Consider the following 15,191-nt stretch of genomic DNA (forward strand, 5'->3'; position numbering starts at 1 on the left):
GTTCTCTACTTATTTCACTTCTTCAAAATCAACATCTTCTACGCTATCACCTTGATTTGCGTTTGAAGAACCTTGATTTGCATTTGGATTTGCACCTCCTGCATTAGGTTGCTGAGCAGCGTACATTTCTTCAGAAGCCACTTTCCATGCTTCATTGATTTTGTCCATTGCAGCATCAATTTGAGCCAAATCTTTTGATTCATAGGCTTTTTTCAAATCTTCCAAAGCTGTTTCAATTGGAGCTTTTTTATCAGCAGATAATTTGTCGCCAAATTCTTTCAATTGTTTTTCAGTTTGGAAAATCATAGAATCAGCTCCGTTGATTTTTTCAGCAGTTTCTCTAGCTTTTTTATCAGAATCTGCATTTGCCTCAGCTTCTCTTCTCATTTTTTCAATTTCTTCTTGACTCAATCCTGAAGAAGCTTCAATACGAATGTCTTGAGTTTTGTTAGAAGCTTTATCAGTTGCAGAAACTTTGATAATTCCATTTGCATCAATATCAAAAGTAACTTCAATTTGGGGAACGCCTCTTCCAGCTGGTGGAATGCCATCTAAATGGAAACGTCCAATCGTTTTGTTGTCAGCAGCCATCGCTCTTTCTCCTTGTAAAACATGAATTTCTACAGAAGGTTGATTGTCAACAGCTGTTGAAAATACTTGTGATTTTTTTGTTGGAATAGTCGTGTTTGCCTCAATTAATTTGGTAAACACATTCCCCATAGTTTCAATTCCTAATGATAAAGGCGTAACGTCTAATAACAATACATCTTTTACATCACCAGATAAAACTCCACCTTGAATAGCAGCACCTAAAGCCACAACTTCATCAGGATTTACACCTTTGCTTGGCGCTTTTCCAAAGAATTTTTCTACAGCTTCTTGCACAGCAGGAATTCTTGTAGAACCACCAACCAATACAATTTCGTCAATATCTGATTTTGATAAACCTGCATTTTTCAACGCAGTTTCACAAGGTTGAATTGTTCTTTTTACCAAATCATCAATCAATTGCTCAAATTTAGATCTTGATAATGTTCTTACCAAGTGTTTTGGACCACTTGCAGTTGCAGTGATATATGGTAAATTGATTTCAGTAGATGATGAACTTGATAACTCGATTTTTGCTTTTTCAGCAGCTTCTTTCAAACGTTGTAAAGCCATTGGATCTTTCGTTAAATCCATTCCTTCTTCTGATTTGAATTCAGCTGATAACCAATCAATGATTTTTTGATCTACGTCATCTCCACCTAAATGTGTGTCTCCATCAGTTGCTAAAACTTCGAAAACACCATCTCCTAATTCTAAGATGGAAACGTCATGAGTTCCACCACCAAAGTCGAAAACTACAATTTTTTTATCGTCATTTGATTTGTCTAAGCCATAAGCCAATGCAGCTGCAGTTGGTTCGTTGATAATTCTACGAACTTTTAAACCAGCAATTTCTCCAGCTTCTTTAGTAGCTTGTCTTTGCGCATCATTAAAATAAGCAGGAACAGTGATTACAGCTTCTGTAACCTCTTGACCTAAATAATCTTCAGCTGTTTTTTTCATTTTCTGCAACACCATTGCAGAAATCTCTTGAGGTGTATATAAACGACCATCAATTTCAACTCTTGGGGTGTCATTATCTCCTTTTACTACTTTATAAGGAACTCTTTCTGTTTCTTGTTTTGATTCAGAAAATTTATTTCCCATAAAACGTTTGATAGAATAAACAGTTTTAGTTGGATTGGTAACAGCTTGTCTTTTTGCTGGATCTCCAATTTTGCGTTCTCCACCTTCAACGAATGCTACAATTGATGGTGTTGTTCTTTTTCCTTCTGCATTTGGGATGACAACGGGCTCATTTCCTTCCATTACAGAAACACACGAGTTTGTTGTTCCTAAATCGATTCCAATTATTTTACTCATAACTTTATTGATATTTAATTTTTAATTCAATTTTACGTTGAACAACTAGACAAACTGTATGCCAACCAATTTTTAGCCTAAAAATGACATATTTTTACTTTTTTTTGATTCAAAATATGACAGATTGACACAACATTTCATAAAAATCTAATCAAAAATTAATGATTATTTGTTTTTAATCATTTTTATATGTTTGAAAAATTTATCATATTTGAAAAAATAATAACTAAAACTATTTAATCATGAGTAAATTAGACGAAAAAGTAGCTTTGTACAAAAAGTTTATGGACGATAGAGATATCCGTTCAAACACAGAATTATTAGCGGCAGTAACTAAAGGTTTGGGACCTTACTATTTACAATGCAGATTCAGAAACTGTAGCTGGTTCTGATCCAAAGGAGTTAGAAACTATTAAAAATAATTTTTTAATAAAAAAATTAGGTTTGCCAGATTCATCAGAGTTGGATGAAAAGATTACTGAAGTGATGGAAAGAATTGGAACTTCTGAACGAAAAAAATACAGAGCTGTAGTCTATTATATGTTGGTGAAAAAATTTGACAAAGAGTCTGTTTACGGAATGTAAATTTATTTTATATTTTAATTATCTTAAAAATCCAACTCATTCAGTTGGATTTTTTACATTTACAGCATTTTATAATGCAATTTTTACGAATGTCACAATTTATTAGTGTTTTTGATATGCTCAAAATAGGAGTTGGTCCTTCAAGTTCTCATACATTGGGTCCTTGGAGAGCTGCTCAACAATGGATTCAGAAATTGAAACAACAAAAATTTTTCGATAAAATAGACCAAGTTCAAGTGGATTTGTATGGTTCTTTATCCTTGACAGGAAAAGGACATGCTACAGATTTGGCGATTTTATTAGGGTTGAGTGAAGCAGATCCAGAATACATTCCGATTGAAGATATTTTTATCATTGTAGAAAGAATTAACACGCAAGAAGAAATTATTTTTAAAGGCGGAAAAACCATTCCATTTCCAAAAAGTGCTATTAAATTCAACAGAGAGTTTTTGCCATTTCATGCAAACGGAATGACATTTAGAGCGTATTGTGAGGAAAATGAAATCTCTACAGAAACCTATTTTTCTATTGGAGGAGGTTTTATCGTTCAAGAAAATGATTCTTTAGAAGAGGAAATCGAAATCAATAAAAAGAATTTTCCTTATCCAATCAACAGAGCACTGCAATTGGAAGAATATTGTGAAAAAGAAAATTTGTTGATTTCTGATATTGTTTTTAAAAATGAATTAGTACTGAGGTCATCAGCAGAAATTGACTTTGAATTACATCGAATTTGGGATACCATGCTAGAATGTATGTATTTAGGTTGTCATACTTCAGGGACATTACCAGGAGGATTGAAAGTGAAAAGACGCGCATTTGAAACTCATCAAAAGTTGATAAAAGATGCAGCTTATTCCAATCCAACAGAATGGATGACTGCCATCAGAAGTACAGAGGTAAAATTCAGAGAAATTTTAAAATGGGTGAGTTGTTTGGCGCTTTCAGTAAATGAAGTAAATGCCGCTTTAGGTCGTATTGTAACTGCGCCAACAAATGGGAGTGCAGGCGTTATTCCTGCAGTATTGATGTATTATATGGTAATTGAAAATCATCAAGCAGATTTTAGTCATGTAAAAAGATTTTTACTAACTGCTGGTGAAATTGGCAGTATTTTTAAGAAAAATGCCACAATCTCTGCAGCAATGGGTGGTTGTCAGGCTGAAATTGGAGTTTCATCAGCTATGGCTGCTGCAGCTTTGACAGAGTTGATGGGAGGTACAGTGGCGCAATGTTTATCAGCTGCAGAAATTGCGATGGAACATCATTTGGGGATGACTTGCGATCCAATTGGGGGTTTGGTTCAAGTGCCTTGCATTGAGCGAAATTCGATGGGAGCTATCAAAGCAATTCATGCAGCGGAAATCGCTTTGGAAACAAATCCCAAAGAATCTTTAGTGCATTTGGACAAGGTAATTGATACCATGTGGGAAACAGCCAAAGACATGAATAAAAATTACAAAGAGACCTCCGAAGGTGGTTTGGCTGTAACCGTTCGTTTGGCAGATTGTTAAAAAAAAAATCTCAAGGTTACAAAACCTTGAGATTTTTAATTTAAAGTTTAAAAGTTGATTATTTTTCTGAGCTTTGAACAGCTAAGTTATAAACAACTAAACCAAAACCAATTTTGTTTACAGCATCACCTATATTGTAAATGATATCCATATTGAACATACCATTCAATCCATCATACCATCCTGGAGTTCCAGCCATATATCCTAAAGGATAGATTGCCCAACCAACTAAAACGAACCAACATAATGTTTTGTGTGCAGCTAATACAGAGCCACCTGCAGCTTCAGCTAATTTTTTCGCTTTTCCTAACCAAATGTCATACACGATTACAAAGTAAGCAATACCAGAGGCTAATCCCCAAATTGAGGCATTGTCTCTATCTACAGCTTCTCCAAAATAACCTGTTACCAACATTACTACTGATAAGAAAATCAAACGCCACATTAATGATTTTTTTGCGCCTGCAACTTTTAAGATTAAGAAAAATTCAACACACATCAAAGGCACTGTTAATACCCAATCTACATAACGAAAGAAAGTTGGAGACTCAGCATTAGCTGACCAATATTCTCTCATGTACCAATAATGCACAGCTGCAATAAAAGTAATCAACCCAGAAACTAAGATTGATGTTCTCCATTTCTTATCAAAACTATTCATTGATAAAAAGAAAAAGGCTGCTGCAGCCATCATTGCCATAGATCCTACAAAAAATGTAAAACCTACATAATCGTTATTTGCTAATTTAGCAACGGATAAAAAGTTTGTAAATAAAAACATTGTTATTAAAAATTAAGTTAGTAAAAAATTGTTTAACGTATTATTATAATACATAAACAAATGTATGTATTATTTTTTATAAATTTGCATCATGGATTTAAGTGTTATAAAAAATTATCAAAATTTTAAGATTTATTTTACAGTTTTCCTATTTTGGTTCAGTATTCAGTTTGGAAAACCTATTGAAGACTCAATTGCGTTTATCCTTGTCATATCTATTGGAATTATGCATGGCGCAAATGACATGTTAATACTTTCTTTAAAGAAAATAAACAAAAAAAGTTCAAAAAAAAATTTAATAATTTATATAAGTATTGTTTTGTCGTGTGTCATTTTATTTTTTTTACAACCCTTTTTATCTATTTTGTTGTTTATTTTCATCAGTTGTTACCACTTTGGAGAAGAGCATTTGAGTGATAAAGTTTCTTTGAACCCAATTTTTGATACCATTTATTTTATTGTGTACGGAATGTTGATTTTTTCGATGCTATTTTATGCAGCATTACCAGAAGTAAATCAAATCATGCAAGAACTTTCAACTGTTGAATTTTCATACCTTCAAATTAAGTATTCACTTATCTTTTCTTTGGTATTTTTTTTAGCGATGAATTTATTTTTACTTTGGAAAAAGAAGATATTGCTTCCCGAGTTTTTAAAGGAGCTATTTTTTTTAGGATTATTGTCTTTGGTTTTTAAAACATCTTCACTCATTTTGAGTTTTGCCATCTATTTTATTTTTTGGCATTCTATACCATCTATCATTCATCAAATTTTTTTTATTTCTGGAGATATTACAAAAAAAACAGTGCTTTATTATGTGAAAAAAGCACTGTTTTATTGGTTGTTAAGTGTGGTTGGTTTATTGATTCTGTATTTGTTTATTCCTCAAATCAATTTATTTTCGACAGTTATTTTTGTGATTTTACTCTCAATTACGGCACCTCATATTTGGGTGATGTATCGCATGAAAAATTAACGCGTAAAAACCAGTTCATTTTTTGAGGACATATTCTCGTCAAAATGATAGTTTTCTACATTAAAATGTTTCAATCCATCAATGGTTTTTATATTATTTTCAATTATAAAACGCACCATTAAACCACGCGCTTTTTTAGCAAAAGTCATGATGGTTTTGTATTGACCGTTTTTAAAATCCTTAAAAACAGGCGTTATCATTGGCACTTTTAATACTTTTTGATTGATCACTTTAAAATATTCAGAGCTAGCTAAATTGATGAGCAATTCATCATCCAAAAGTTCTTCGTTCAAAGCATTTGCAATAGAATCTCCCCAAAATTTATACAAGTTTTCTTTGGTACCAACTTTCAGTTTTGTGCCCATTTCCAAACGATAAGGTTGCATCAAATCCAATGGTTTTAAGATGCCATACAAACCAGATAAAATCCGCAAGTTTTCTTGTAGTAAAGGCAACTTTTCAACAGCTAACGTATTGATGTCTATGCCTCTAAAAACTTCTCCAGTAAAGGCATAAATGGCTTGTTTGGCATTTTCTGGAGAAAATGGAGGTTGCCAAGTTTGGTTTCTTTCATAATTTAACGCTGCCAAATCATCAGAAATTGACATTAAATCCGCTAATTTATTTTTTGAAAGTGTTTTTAATTTTTGATTCAATTTGGTTGATTGCTCTAAAAAACGAGGTTGTGTGTGCAAACTTGTGGGAACCTTACTTTCAAAATCCAATGACTTTGCTGGAGATATAATGATTTTCATAAAAAGCGTTTATAATTTAAATCTGAATGTAAAAGTACGAACGAAACTCTAAAAAGTAAAATGATTCCGAAAAGTATCTTTGATATTTGTATTTGTAAAATTGATAGATAAACACCTTTTTGATTATATTTATTGATGACTTCAAACTATTTTAGTTTTTTAGGGTCAAAAGAACAAACTAATCTATTTTTTCTTTGAGTAAAGAAGAGCAGCTACTAGCAAAACTTCAAAATCCTGCATTGAAAGACAGTGCTTTTAATGAATTGCTTGACACGTATCAAGAGCGATTGTATTGGCATATCAGAAAAATGGTGATTACGCATGAAAATGCAGATGATGTGCTGCAAAATACGTTTATTAGAGTGTATAAAAACATTCAAAATTTTCAAGAAAAAAGCAGTTTACACACGTGGATGTTTCGCATTGCATACAATGAATCTATTCGTTATCTAGAAAAAAATAATAAGAAAGGGTATGAAATTTCTGAGGAATTTGTTGAAGAAAAAGTAAAAATTTTGTCTGAAGATACCTATTTCAATGGAGATGAAATTCAACTGAAATTACACAAAATTATAGAAGGATTTACCGAAAAACAAAAACGAGTTTTTCAGATGAAATATTTTGATGAATTGAGTTTTAAAGAAATTTCCGAACTTTTAAAAGTATCAGAAAACACTTTGAAATCAGCTTATTACACCGCTGTAAAAATTATTGAAGAAAAAATATTTGAATAAAACAAACTATTTTAAAAAACTAGGGTCAAAGAAATATCATGAAGAAATTTGATAAAAATAACAAGGAAAAAACATTTTTAGAACAACAGTATTCTAAAGATATAGCTGAGCGTCATTCAAATAATTTAGGAACCGAAATTCCTGAAGGGTATTTTACAACTTCAAAATTGGCTATTTTAGAACGTATCAAAAATGAAGAAATTACCGAAAATCCTAAAAAGCAAGTCGTTTTTTGGTTGAAACCGAGTTTCAAATATGCTGTTGCAGCTTCCTTAGTTTTCTTAGTTGGCATGACAATTTGGTTGCAACATCTCAATAAAACCGAAGAGCAATTTACCACAGATTTTGAGTTGCTATCTTTTTCTGATGACGTTTTATTGAATTCAATTTTGGTAGATGAGGCACAATTTGATTCTTATACAAACATCACTTTAATGAATGAAATTGTGATAAAAGCAGAACTTTCTGAACAAAAAATGGACGATTTATTTTTAAATTCTTTGTTTGTAGAAGACTCACTGATAGATGATTATACAGGTAAGAAATTTGTAGAATCTATTATTTTATAAAAATAAGTGAATTTAATTTCAAACTATTTTCAAAAACACAGTTCTAAGAATTCAGAAACAATATAAAAACAATTTTAATCATGAAAACAATCATCCCAACAAAAAGATTTTTTACGAGACGTATCCAATCTTTCGCAACAATTTTAATAGCCGTTGTTGCATTTACTGCTTGTTCTGAACAAGCAACCATTGAAGAACTAGCTATTGATGACAGCGCTTTAATAGAAAAAATTGAAGTAGCTTCAAAAACAACTGTTAATGCTTCAGCTTTACCAACTGCAACCAAAGCAACTTTTGATGATGAATTGGCAGACAGTTCTGTTGAGAAAGTTGAATTTGCAAAAGGGTTAGGGTATAAAGTTTCCGTATTTACTGATAACGAATCAAGATTGGAAGCCACAAGTATTGTATTCTTTTCAATGGCAGGAAAACAATTGAATGACACCAATGAGCAAAGAAGATTCAGAAGAAATAAATGTTTTGAATTTGTATTTCCAGTAGATTTTATCATGCCAGATGATAGTTCAATCACCCTGGAAACTAAAGAAGATTGGGTTTTGATAAGAGAATGGTATCAAGCAAATCCTGGAGTAAAAGTGCGTCCTGAATTGGTATTTCCAGTAGATGTTCAACTAGAAGATGGAACCATTCAAACTTTATTAGATAGAACAGAATTGATGGCTGTAAAAGATGCTTGTAAAAAGAACAAAGACAAAAGAAAATGTTTCGTTTTCCAATTGCCTGTAACCTTCACAATGCCAGATGCTACTGAAATTGTTGTCAATGCAAGAGAAGATTTTCGATTGATAAGACAATGGCATATTGCAAATCCAACCATTGCAGAAAAAGCAAGTTTGAATTTTCCAATCACCATCATTTATAAAGACAGTACTACAGCAACAATTGCAGATGAAGCAGCTTTAATTGCCGCCAAAGTTGCTTGTAGAAATTAATTTGTACATTAGTCCATCAAATTCAATGAGTAAAACAATCACAATGAATTCAAAAAACATCCTTTTTAAAACCCTATTATTTTTGATTATGTTTCTGAATATCAGTGTTTTTTCTCAAGAATCTAATTATGAGCTCATCAAAAAAGAACTCACCAAAGAGCAAAAAGAATTGTTAGAAAAAGAGCAAGAAATTCTGAAAGCAAATCGTGAAGCCTTTAAAGCTTCTTTGACCAAAGAACAATTATTGATTTTGGAAGATAAAAATTTATCCAAAGAAGATATCAAAAATCGATTGATGGCAACGTTTTCAAAAGAGCAGAAAAATATGGTTCAAAGTCAGCAAATGAGATTGAGAATGACCAGAGAAACATTTCGAAAATCATTGACAGGCGAACAACGAAAAATGCTCAAAGAGCGCATAGATAAAATCAGAAATACAAGAGATAGAGGAGAGTTAAAAGATGGTCCTAGAAACCAAAATTCTGATGGCAGAAATGTTCGAAATGGCCGAAATTAGCTTTCACGTATGATGATTTCTCTTCACATAATGATTAAGAAAATGAGATTTTTAGGGTTGCTATTGGTATCAATAGCAACCTCTTTTTGTTCCTATGGTCAAGAAAAAAATGAAGATAATATTGATGCTCTGATTGATGAATTATTTTTTAACGATCAACAATTTGTAGATGAAATCTTAGAAACGAATTTTTCTTACAATTTTTTATACACTTCAGTATCCTACAATAGCAATACTTTTTTTTCAGGACGAGATTCAGGAACGGACCAATTCAATGTGATTCCACAAATTTCTTACTATCATTCTTCAGGCTTTAATGCCAGTATTTCCGGAATTTATTATCAAAATTTTGCGCCAAGTTGGGATTTTACAAGTGTTTCTTTAGGATATTTTAAACCATTTGGAGCCTCAAAAAATTGGATGTTTAACCTAGGATATACCAAATATTTTTACTCAGATGATTTTGATGATTTTACAAATTCCATAGATGTTAGTTTGGGAATTAGAAACAAAAAAAGAACATTAGGAACCACATTAGCAGGTTCTTATATTTTTGGGACAGATAATTCTTATCAATTAGTTTCCAATAGTTTTGTAAGTTTCAATTTGCACAGAACTGCAAATTTTGCACTGAGATTTAGACCTACTATCAGTTTTGTGGTTGCCAATCAAACGTTTGGAAAATATACCTTACGGATTATCAATGGTAGGAGAGTTCTTGTGTATTCTAGCACAGAAGTTTTTGATTTATTAAATACACAAATAGGTTTTCCCATTTCTTTTTCAAAAAAATCTTGGGATGTTGAACTAGGGTATTATTTGAATCTTCCAAATGCTGTTGCTGATGAAACCAATTTGAGCAACACCAGTTTCATAGGATTTTCTGTGGGATATTTGTTTGATTTTTCTTCAAAAAAATAATATAAAAATTATTCCTCGAGTTTAGAATGCTCAGCATATGAACGCCATTTCTCTATACAAGCAGTCATATCTTCAGGAATTTCAGAATCAAATTGTAAAAATTTTCCTGAAATAGGATGTGTAAAACCCAGCGTTTTTGCATGCAAAGCTTGTCTTGGCAATATATTGAAACAATTGTTTACAAATTGTTTGTATTTGGTAAATGTAGTTCCTTTTAAAATTTCATTGCCTCCATAACGTTCATCATTGAAAAGCGTATGACCAATATGTTTGAAATGCGCTCTAATTTGGTGCGTTCTTCCAGTTTCCAATTTGCATTGAACCAAAGTTACATAGGTTAAACGTTCTAAAACTTTATAATGAGTAATGGCTGGTTTTCCAAAATCGCCTTCAGGAAAAACATCCATTTGCAATCTGTTTTTAAAACTTCTGCCAATATTTCCCTCAATTGTTCCTTCATCTTCATCAATATTTCCCCAAACTAATGCGTAATATAAACGCTCAGTAGTTCTGTCAAAAAATTGTTTGGATAAGTTTGCCATCGCAAATTCGGTTTTTGCAATCACTAATAAACCACTAGTATCTTTGTCAATTCTATGCACCAATCCTGGTCTTTCATTAGAATTTGTAGGTAAATTTTCAATATGATGAATCAATGCATTTACCAAGGTTCCTGAGTAATTTCCATGCCCAGGATGCACCACCATTCCTGCAGGTTTGTTGACTACAATCACAGTTTCATCTTCATAAACAATAGCTAATGGAATATCTTCTGCAACCAACAAATGCTCATGAGGAGGATGACTCAAAACGACACGAACAACATCATTGGGTTTTACTTTGTAGTTTTGTTTAACAACGACATCATTCACCAAAATATTTCCAGCTTTTGCAGCTTGTTGTACTTTATTTCTAGTAGCATTTTCGACAAAATTCATCAAGAATTTATCCACTCGCAAAGGTACTTGTCCTGAACTCGCTACAAATCTATGATGTTCGTATAAATCATCATTTTCAATCTCTAAATTCTCGTTTTCTATCAAAATATGTTTGCTACTCAAGGATTATTTAAAACTCAACATCGTCATTGATACTATCTTTTTCAACAGCATCTTGTCCCATTCCACCATCGCCTAAAACCAAGGTTATTTCAGAGTTTTTTTGTAATTTATCGTTTGGATTTAAGATTTTTCCTTTGTAACGCATTCCTCTAACCACATCTTTTCCAATGTCATTTACATATATAAATTCGGAGCTAACGATAAATCCAATCGCGCGCAACTCAGAAATGGCTTGTCTTTTTGTTCGTCCGTTTAAATTGGGAATCATCACATCTCTGTATCTTGACGGATTTAACGTGAGGTAAATTTTACGTTTTTCTTTTACAAAATCTCCTGCTTCTGGATTTTGTTCAATCACCGAAAATTTTGGATACTCTGGATTGTAGCTTGCACTATCAATCACAATATAATCTAAGTCCAATTCACTCAATTTCATAGCTGCTTCTTCGATTGAAAGTTTACTCAAATTAGGTACTTCAATTTTTTGATTGTGATTTGTTGAAAATCTCAATACAATTTTAATCACAAAAACAAATACAATCAATCCAACAAATGCGATGAGGATTTGTTTTAAAAAAAGCTTACTCTTAACGAACTGAATGATACTCATAAATCGGTTTTTTGATATGTTTACAAATATATAAAAACTAAACGTCGTGAAATCTATTTATATTTTGATAAATTTGTTACAAATAATTTGAATTCAATGAAAAAAACGATTGCCATTGTAATGGGTGGATTTTCATCCGAAGTTGCTATTTCTCTGATAAGTGGAAATGTAGTTTATAAGCATTTAGATACACAAAAATATGAAGCTTTTAGAGTCCATATTTTAAAAGAAAAATGGGTTGCTTTGGATGATGATAACAATGAATATCCTATTGATAAAAATGATTTTTCGTTTTTAATGCATGGAAATTTGATAAAATTTGATGCTGTTTTCAATGTCATTCATGGAAATCCTGGAGAAAATGGCGTTTTATTAGGCTATTTTGATTTGATTGGAATGAAATATACGTCTGCACCTTTTTATCAAATGGCGTTGACTTTCAACAAAAGAGATACCTTGAGTGTTTTGAAACAATATGGTATAAAAACAGCAAAATCAGTATTTTTAAACAAAGGAGATGTTGTTAATTTGGATGAAATCATTGAAAAAGTGGGATTGCCTTGTTTTGTAAAACCCAACAATGCAGGTTCAAGTTATGGAATTTCAAAAGTGTATGAAAAAGAAGCTATTTTACCTGCATTAGAAAAAGCGTATCATGAAGATAGTGAGATTTTGATTGAATCATTTTTAGATGGAACAGAGGTTTCTGTGGGCGTAATTCAGTATCAAAATGAATTGAAAGTATTGCCAATTACCGAAATTGTTTCCGAAAATGATTTTTTCGATTATGAAGCTAAATATTTAGGAAAATCACAAGAAATTACTCCTGCAAGAATTTCATCAGAAGTTCAAAAAAGAGTAGAAGAAGTGGCTAAAAAAGTGTATTCTGTGTTGAATATGAGTGGTTTTTCAAGATCAGAATATATTTTGGTGAATGACGAACCTTTTTTCCTAGAAATGAATACAGTTCCAGGAATGACCGAAGAAAGTATTTTGCCTCAACAAGCTGCTGCAGCAGGAATTTCGTTGAAAGAATTATGTGATAACGCCATTCAAATGGCTTTAAATAAAACAACATGAAAAGAGCCGTTTTTCCTGGGTCATTTGATCCAATTACACTAGGACATTTTGATATTATAGAAAGAGGAGCCAAACTTTTTGACGAAATCATCATTGCCATTGGTATCAATGCAGAAAAAAAATACATGTTTCCATTAGACATTCGTCAACAATTTATCGAGGAATGTTTTCAAGACAATCCAAAAATTAAAGTAGTTACTTATTCAGGTTTGACAATCGATTTTTGCAAAGAAAACAAGGTAAATTATATTTTGAGAGGTTTGCGAAATCCAGCGGATTTTGAGTTTGAAAAAGCCATTGCTCATACAAACAGACATCTTTCTTCCATAGAAACTGTCTTTTTATTAACAGCTGCAAGAACGTCTTATATTTCATCTTCTATTGTGAGAGATGTCATTCGAAATAATGGAGATTATACCAAATTAGTTCCAAAATCGGTAATTGTAACTCACAAATAATGATACAACTAAGAACCCTTTTTTATTTTTTGATATTGATTTTCATTGTTTCTTGTGCTGGAAATAAAAATACGAGACCAAATTTTACCACACTTTTTGAAAAATCAAAAGGAAAAGAAACACCTGAATACAAAGAAGTTATTGCATATTATCAACAGCTTTCAGCAACTTTTGATGAAATTTCCATGTTTACTTTTGGACAAACAGATTCAGGAGAACCTTTGCATTTGGTGGTGTACAATCAACAAGGAATTAAAAATATTGATGAAATTAAAAAATCCTCAAAAAATAAAATTCTGATTAACAATGGAATTCATCCAGGAGAATCTGATGGAATTGATGCTTCTATGCTATTGTTGAGAGATTTGGTTCAAAATGATTCTATGAGGAAAAAATATCAAAACTCTATTATTTGTATTATTCCAGTGTATAATATTGGAGGTGCTTTGAACAGAAATTCGTATTCAAGAACCAATCAAAATGGACCAATTGAGTATGGTTTTAGAGGCAATGCCAGAAATTATGATTTGAATCGGGATTTTGTCAAACAAGACACCAAAAATGCAGCTGCTTTTGCGGAAATTTTTCATGCTGTAAATCCAGACGTTTTTATTGATAATCATGTGAGTAATGGTGCTGATTATCAATATGCAATCACACATTTATTTACGCAACACAATAAATTAGGAGGCAGTTTAGGAACTTTTTTGGAAGAGAAAATGCGACCAGAAATCGAAAATTCATTGCTGAAAAAAGGCATTGACATTACGCCTTATGTAAACGTTTGGGGAACCACTCCTGAAGCTGGATTTTCGCAGTTTTTTGATTCGCCAAGATATTCTACAGGTTACACAACGCTTTTTCATACCTTGGGTTTGATGGTGGAAACGCACATGTTAAAACCTTATAAAATTCGAGTAGAACAAACCTATGAATTGCTTTTTTCTGCGCTTGATTTTACGGAAAATAATTCTCAAAAAATCAAAGAATTGCGTTCAAAAGCCGCAGAAGAAATCATCGCAAAAAAAATGTATCCCATTCAATTTAAAGTTGATAATGAGCGTTTTAGGATTTTGAATTTCAAAGGATTTGAAGGAGAAATGATAGATAGTAAAGTCACTACAGGAAAGCGTTTATTTTATGATCGTAACAAACCATTTGTAAAGGAAATCAAGTATTTTGATTCGTTTAAAACCACCAAAGAAATCCAAATTCCGAAAGCGTATATTTTGCAACAAGGTTGGCATGACGTATTAGAACGATTGAATAATAATCACATTGAATTTACTCGTTTTGAAAAAGACACTACTATTTTGGTTGAGGTACAACATATTGCAGATTTTAAAACTCAAAATTCGCCTTATGAAGGTCATTATTTGCATTACAACACAACCGTTTCTAAAAAAACAGAAAATTTTAATTTCAAAAAGGGAGACTTTTTTATTCCAACAAACCAGCAAGGTATTCGATATTTGTTAGAAACGTTGGAAGCAGAAGCTACAGATTCCTTTTTCAATTGGAACTTTTTTGATACCATTTTGCAACAAAAAGAAGGATATTCTGCCTATGTTTTTGAAGATATTGCAGCCAAAATTTTATCAGAAAATCCTGAAATAAAAACAAGTTTTGAAGAGAAACTAAAAACGGATGCAGATTTTGCAAAAAATCCGAGAGCGCAATTGGATTTTGTTTTCAAAAACTCTCCTCATTATGAAAAAGCGCATTTGCGATTGCCTATTTTTAAAGTCAACTAATTATGAAAAAAG

At 31.9% G+C, this 15,191-nt stretch carries 17 protein-coding genes; 12 read left to right on the forward strand and 5 right to left on the reverse strand.

All coding sequences use genetic code 11. The features are described 5' to 3' along the window. Positions 1–9: 9 nt before the first annotated feature. A complete protein-coding gene (gene dnaK, locus IU405_RS07940; RefSeq protein ID WP_197438076.1) occupies positions 10–1,911 on the reverse strand; it encodes a molecular chaperone DnaK in 1,902 nt (633 codons plus the stop codon). A 242-nt stretch (positions 1,912–2,153) separates the two neighbouring features. Here dnaK and IU405_RS15815 point away from each other — a divergent pair, with 242 nt between their 5' ends. The 3 genes from IU405_RS15815 (at position 2,154) to IU405_RS07950 (ending at position 4,010) form a co-directional block, all read left to right on the forward strand. After that, a complete protein-coding gene (locus IU405_RS15815; protein WP_317193360.1) occupies positions 2,154–2,303 on the forward strand; it encodes a hypothetical protein in 150 nt (49 codons plus the stop codon). Then, entirely contained in the window at positions 2,266–2,496 is a 231-nt protein-coding gene (locus tag IU405_RS07945) for a DUF2853 family protein (protein ID WP_317193361.1), read from the forward strand. Before IU405_RS15815 ends, IU405_RS07945 begins: the two co-directional genes overlap by 38 nt. A gap of 89 nt (positions 2,497–2,585) precedes the next feature. Further along, a complete protein-coding gene (locus tag IU405_RS07950; RefSeq protein WP_197438077.1) occupies positions 2,586–4,010 on the forward strand; it encodes an L-serine ammonia-lyase in 1,425 nt (474 codons plus the stop codon). Between the two features lie 58 nt (positions 4,011–4,068). On the opposite strand, the gene IU405_RS07955 is transcribed toward IU405_RS07950, so the two are convergent. After that, the gene (locus tag IU405_RS07955; protein ID WP_197438078.1) at positions 4,069–4,791 is read right to left on the reverse strand and encodes a bacteriorhodopsin-like; all 723 of its coding nucleotides are present in this window, start codon (positions 4,789–4,791) and stop codon (positions 4,069–4,071) included. Between the two features lie 91 nt (positions 4,792–4,882). On the opposite strand from IU405_RS07955, the gene IU405_RS07960 reads away from it, so the two are divergent. Further along, positions 4,883–5,767, forward strand: a complete 885-nt coding sequence (locus IU405_RS07960) for a Brp/Blh family beta-carotene 15,15'-dioxygenase (RefSeq protein WP_197438079.1) — start codon at positions 4,883–4,885, stop codon at positions 5,765–5,767. Here IU405_RS07960 and yaaA read toward each other — a convergent pair. After that, positions 5,764–6,522, reverse strand: coding sequence for a peroxide stress protein YaaA (gene yaaA, locus IU405_RS07965; protein WP_197438080.1), 759 nt, complete (start codon positions 6,520–6,522; stop codon positions 5,764–5,766). The genes IU405_RS07960 and yaaA overlap by 4 nt on opposite strands. Before the next feature lie 194 nt (positions 6,523–6,716). Here yaaA and IU405_RS07970 point away from each other — a divergent pair, with 194 nt between their 5' ends. The 5 genes from IU405_RS07970 to IU405_RS15700 all read left to right on the forward strand — a co-directional run bounded on the left by IU405_RS07970 (position 6,717) and on the right by IU405_RS15700 (position 10,216). Then, the gene (locus tag IU405_RS07970) at positions 6,717–7,256 is read left to right on the forward strand and encodes an RNA polymerase sigma factor (RefSeq protein ID WP_197438081.1); all 540 of its coding nucleotides are present in this window, start codon (positions 6,717–6,719) and stop codon (positions 7,254–7,256) included. A gap of 38 nt (positions 7,257–7,294) precedes the next feature. Then, positions 7,295–7,825: a hypothetical protein gene (locus IU405_RS07975; RefSeq protein ID WP_197438082.1), complete on the forward strand. Its 531-nt coding sequence runs from the start codon at positions 7,295–7,297 to the stop codon at positions 7,823–7,825. 80 nt (positions 7,826–7,905) lie between these two features. Further along, on the forward strand, positions 7,906–8,778 hold the full coding sequence (locus IU405_RS07980; protein ID WP_197438083.1) for a hypothetical protein: 873 nt from the start codon (positions 7,906–7,908) through the stop codon (positions 8,776–8,778). Positions 8,779–8,803: 25 nt separating this feature from the next. After that, complete coding sequence (locus tag IU405_RS07985; protein WP_197438084.1) at positions 8,804–9,295, forward strand: hypothetical protein; 492 nt, start codon at positions 8,804–8,806, stop codon at positions 9,293–9,295. 30 nt (positions 9,296–9,325) lie between these two features. After that, positions 9,326–10,216, forward strand: coding sequence for a hypothetical protein (locus tag IU405_RS15700; RefSeq protein ID WP_231749616.1), 891 nt, complete (start codon positions 9,326–9,328; stop codon positions 10,214–10,216). A gap of 8 nt (positions 10,217–10,224) precedes the next feature. Here the strand turns inward: IU405_RS15700 and IU405_RS07995 are convergent, their stop codons facing one another. Both IU405_RS07995 and IU405_RS08000 read right to left on the reverse strand, forming a co-directional pair. Beyond that, on the reverse strand, positions 10,225–11,277 hold the full coding sequence (locus IU405_RS07995) for an RluA family pseudouridine synthase (RefSeq protein WP_410896745.1): 1,053 nt from the start codon (positions 11,275–11,277) through the stop codon (positions 10,225–10,227). Between the two features lie 7 nt (positions 11,278–11,284). Further along, positions 11,285–11,887, reverse strand: a complete 603-nt coding sequence (locus IU405_RS08000; protein WP_197438085.1) for a PASTA domain-containing protein — start codon at positions 11,885–11,887, stop codon at positions 11,285–11,287. Between the two features lie 96 nt (positions 11,888–11,983). Between IU405_RS08000 and IU405_RS08005 the strand changes: the two genes are divergently transcribed. The 3 genes from IU405_RS08005 to IU405_RS08015 are packed head-to-tail and all read left to right on the forward strand — an operon-like array spanning position 11,984 to position 15,179. Next, a complete protein-coding gene (locus IU405_RS08005; protein WP_197438086.1) occupies positions 11,984–12,967 on the forward strand; it encodes a D-alanine--D-alanine ligase in 984 nt (327 codons plus the stop codon). After that, the gene (gene coaD, locus IU405_RS08010; protein ID WP_197438087.1) at positions 12,964–13,425 is read left to right on the forward strand and encodes a pantetheine-phosphate adenylyltransferase; all 462 of its coding nucleotides are present in this window, start codon (positions 12,964–12,966) and stop codon (positions 13,423–13,425) included. Before IU405_RS08005 ends, coaD begins: the two co-directional genes overlap by 4 nt. Next, positions 13,425–15,179 carry a M14 family metallopeptidase gene (locus IU405_RS08015; RefSeq protein WP_197438088.1) on the forward strand — a complete coding sequence of 585 codons (1,755 nt, stop codon included), beginning with the start codon at positions 13,425–13,427 and terminating at the stop codon, positions 15,177–15,179. Before coaD ends, IU405_RS08015 begins: the two co-directional genes overlap by 1 nt. Positions 15,180–15,191: the final 12 nt, after the last annotated feature.

The organism is Polaribacter sp. BAL334 (genome assembly GCF_015767435.1).
Lineage (GTDB): Bacteria > Bacteroidota > Bacteroidia > Flavobacteriales > Flavobacteriaceae > Polaribacter.

Bases quoted from the DNA above. Each gene is read 5' to 3' on its own strand.
- dnaK (WP_197438076.1), bottom strand. From the start codon at position 1,911: ATGAGTAAAATAATTGGAATCGATTTAGGAACAACAAACTCGTGTGTT.
- IU405_RS15815 (WP_317193360.1), top strand. From the start codon at position 2,154: ATGAGTAAATTAGACGAAAAAGTAGCTTTGTACAAAAAGTTTATGGAC.
- IU405_RS07950 (WP_197438077.1), top strand. From the start codon at position 2,586: ATGTCACAATTTATTAGTGTTTTTGATATGCTCAAAATAGGAGTTGGT.
- IU405_RS07955 (WP_197438078.1), bottom strand. From the start codon at position 4,791: ATGTTTTTATTTACAAACTTTTTATCCGTTGCTAAATTAGCAAATAAC.
- IU405_RS07960 (WP_197438079.1), top strand. From the start codon at position 4,883: ATGGATTTAAGTGTTATAAAAAATTATCAAAATTTTAAGATTTATTTT.
- yaaA (WP_197438080.1), bottom strand. From the start codon at position 6,522: ATGAAAATCATTATATCTCCAGCAAAGTCATTGGATTTTGAAAGTAAG.
- IU405_RS07975 (WP_197438082.1), top strand. From the start codon at position 7,295: ATGAAGAAATTTGATAAAAATAACAAGGAAAAAACATTTTTAGAACAA.
- IU405_RS07980 (WP_197438083.1), top strand. From the start codon at position 7,906: ATGAAAACAATCATCCCAACAAAAAGATTTTTTACGAGACGTATCCAA.
- IU405_RS07985 (WP_197438084.1), top strand. From the start codon at position 8,804: ATGAGTAAAACAATCACAATGAATTCAAAAAACATCCTTTTTAAAACC.
- IU405_RS15700 (WP_231749616.1), top strand. From the start codon at position 9,326: ATGATTAAGAAAATGAGATTTTTAGGGTTGCTATTGGTATCAATAGCA.
- IU405_RS08000 (WP_197438085.1), bottom strand. From the start codon at position 11,887: ATGAGTATCATTCAGTTCGTTAAGAGTAAGCTTTTTTTAAAACAAATC.
- IU405_RS08005 (WP_197438086.1), top strand. From the start codon at position 11,984: ATGAAAAAAACGATTGCCATTGTAATGGGTGGATTTTCATCCGAAGTT.
- coaD (WP_197438087.1), top strand. From the start codon at position 12,964: ATGAAAAGAGCCGTTTTTCCTGGGTCATTTGATCCAATTACACTAGGA.
- IU405_RS08015 (WP_197438088.1), top strand. From the start codon at position 13,425: ATGATACAACTAAGAACCCTTTTTTATTTTTTGATATTGATTTTCATT.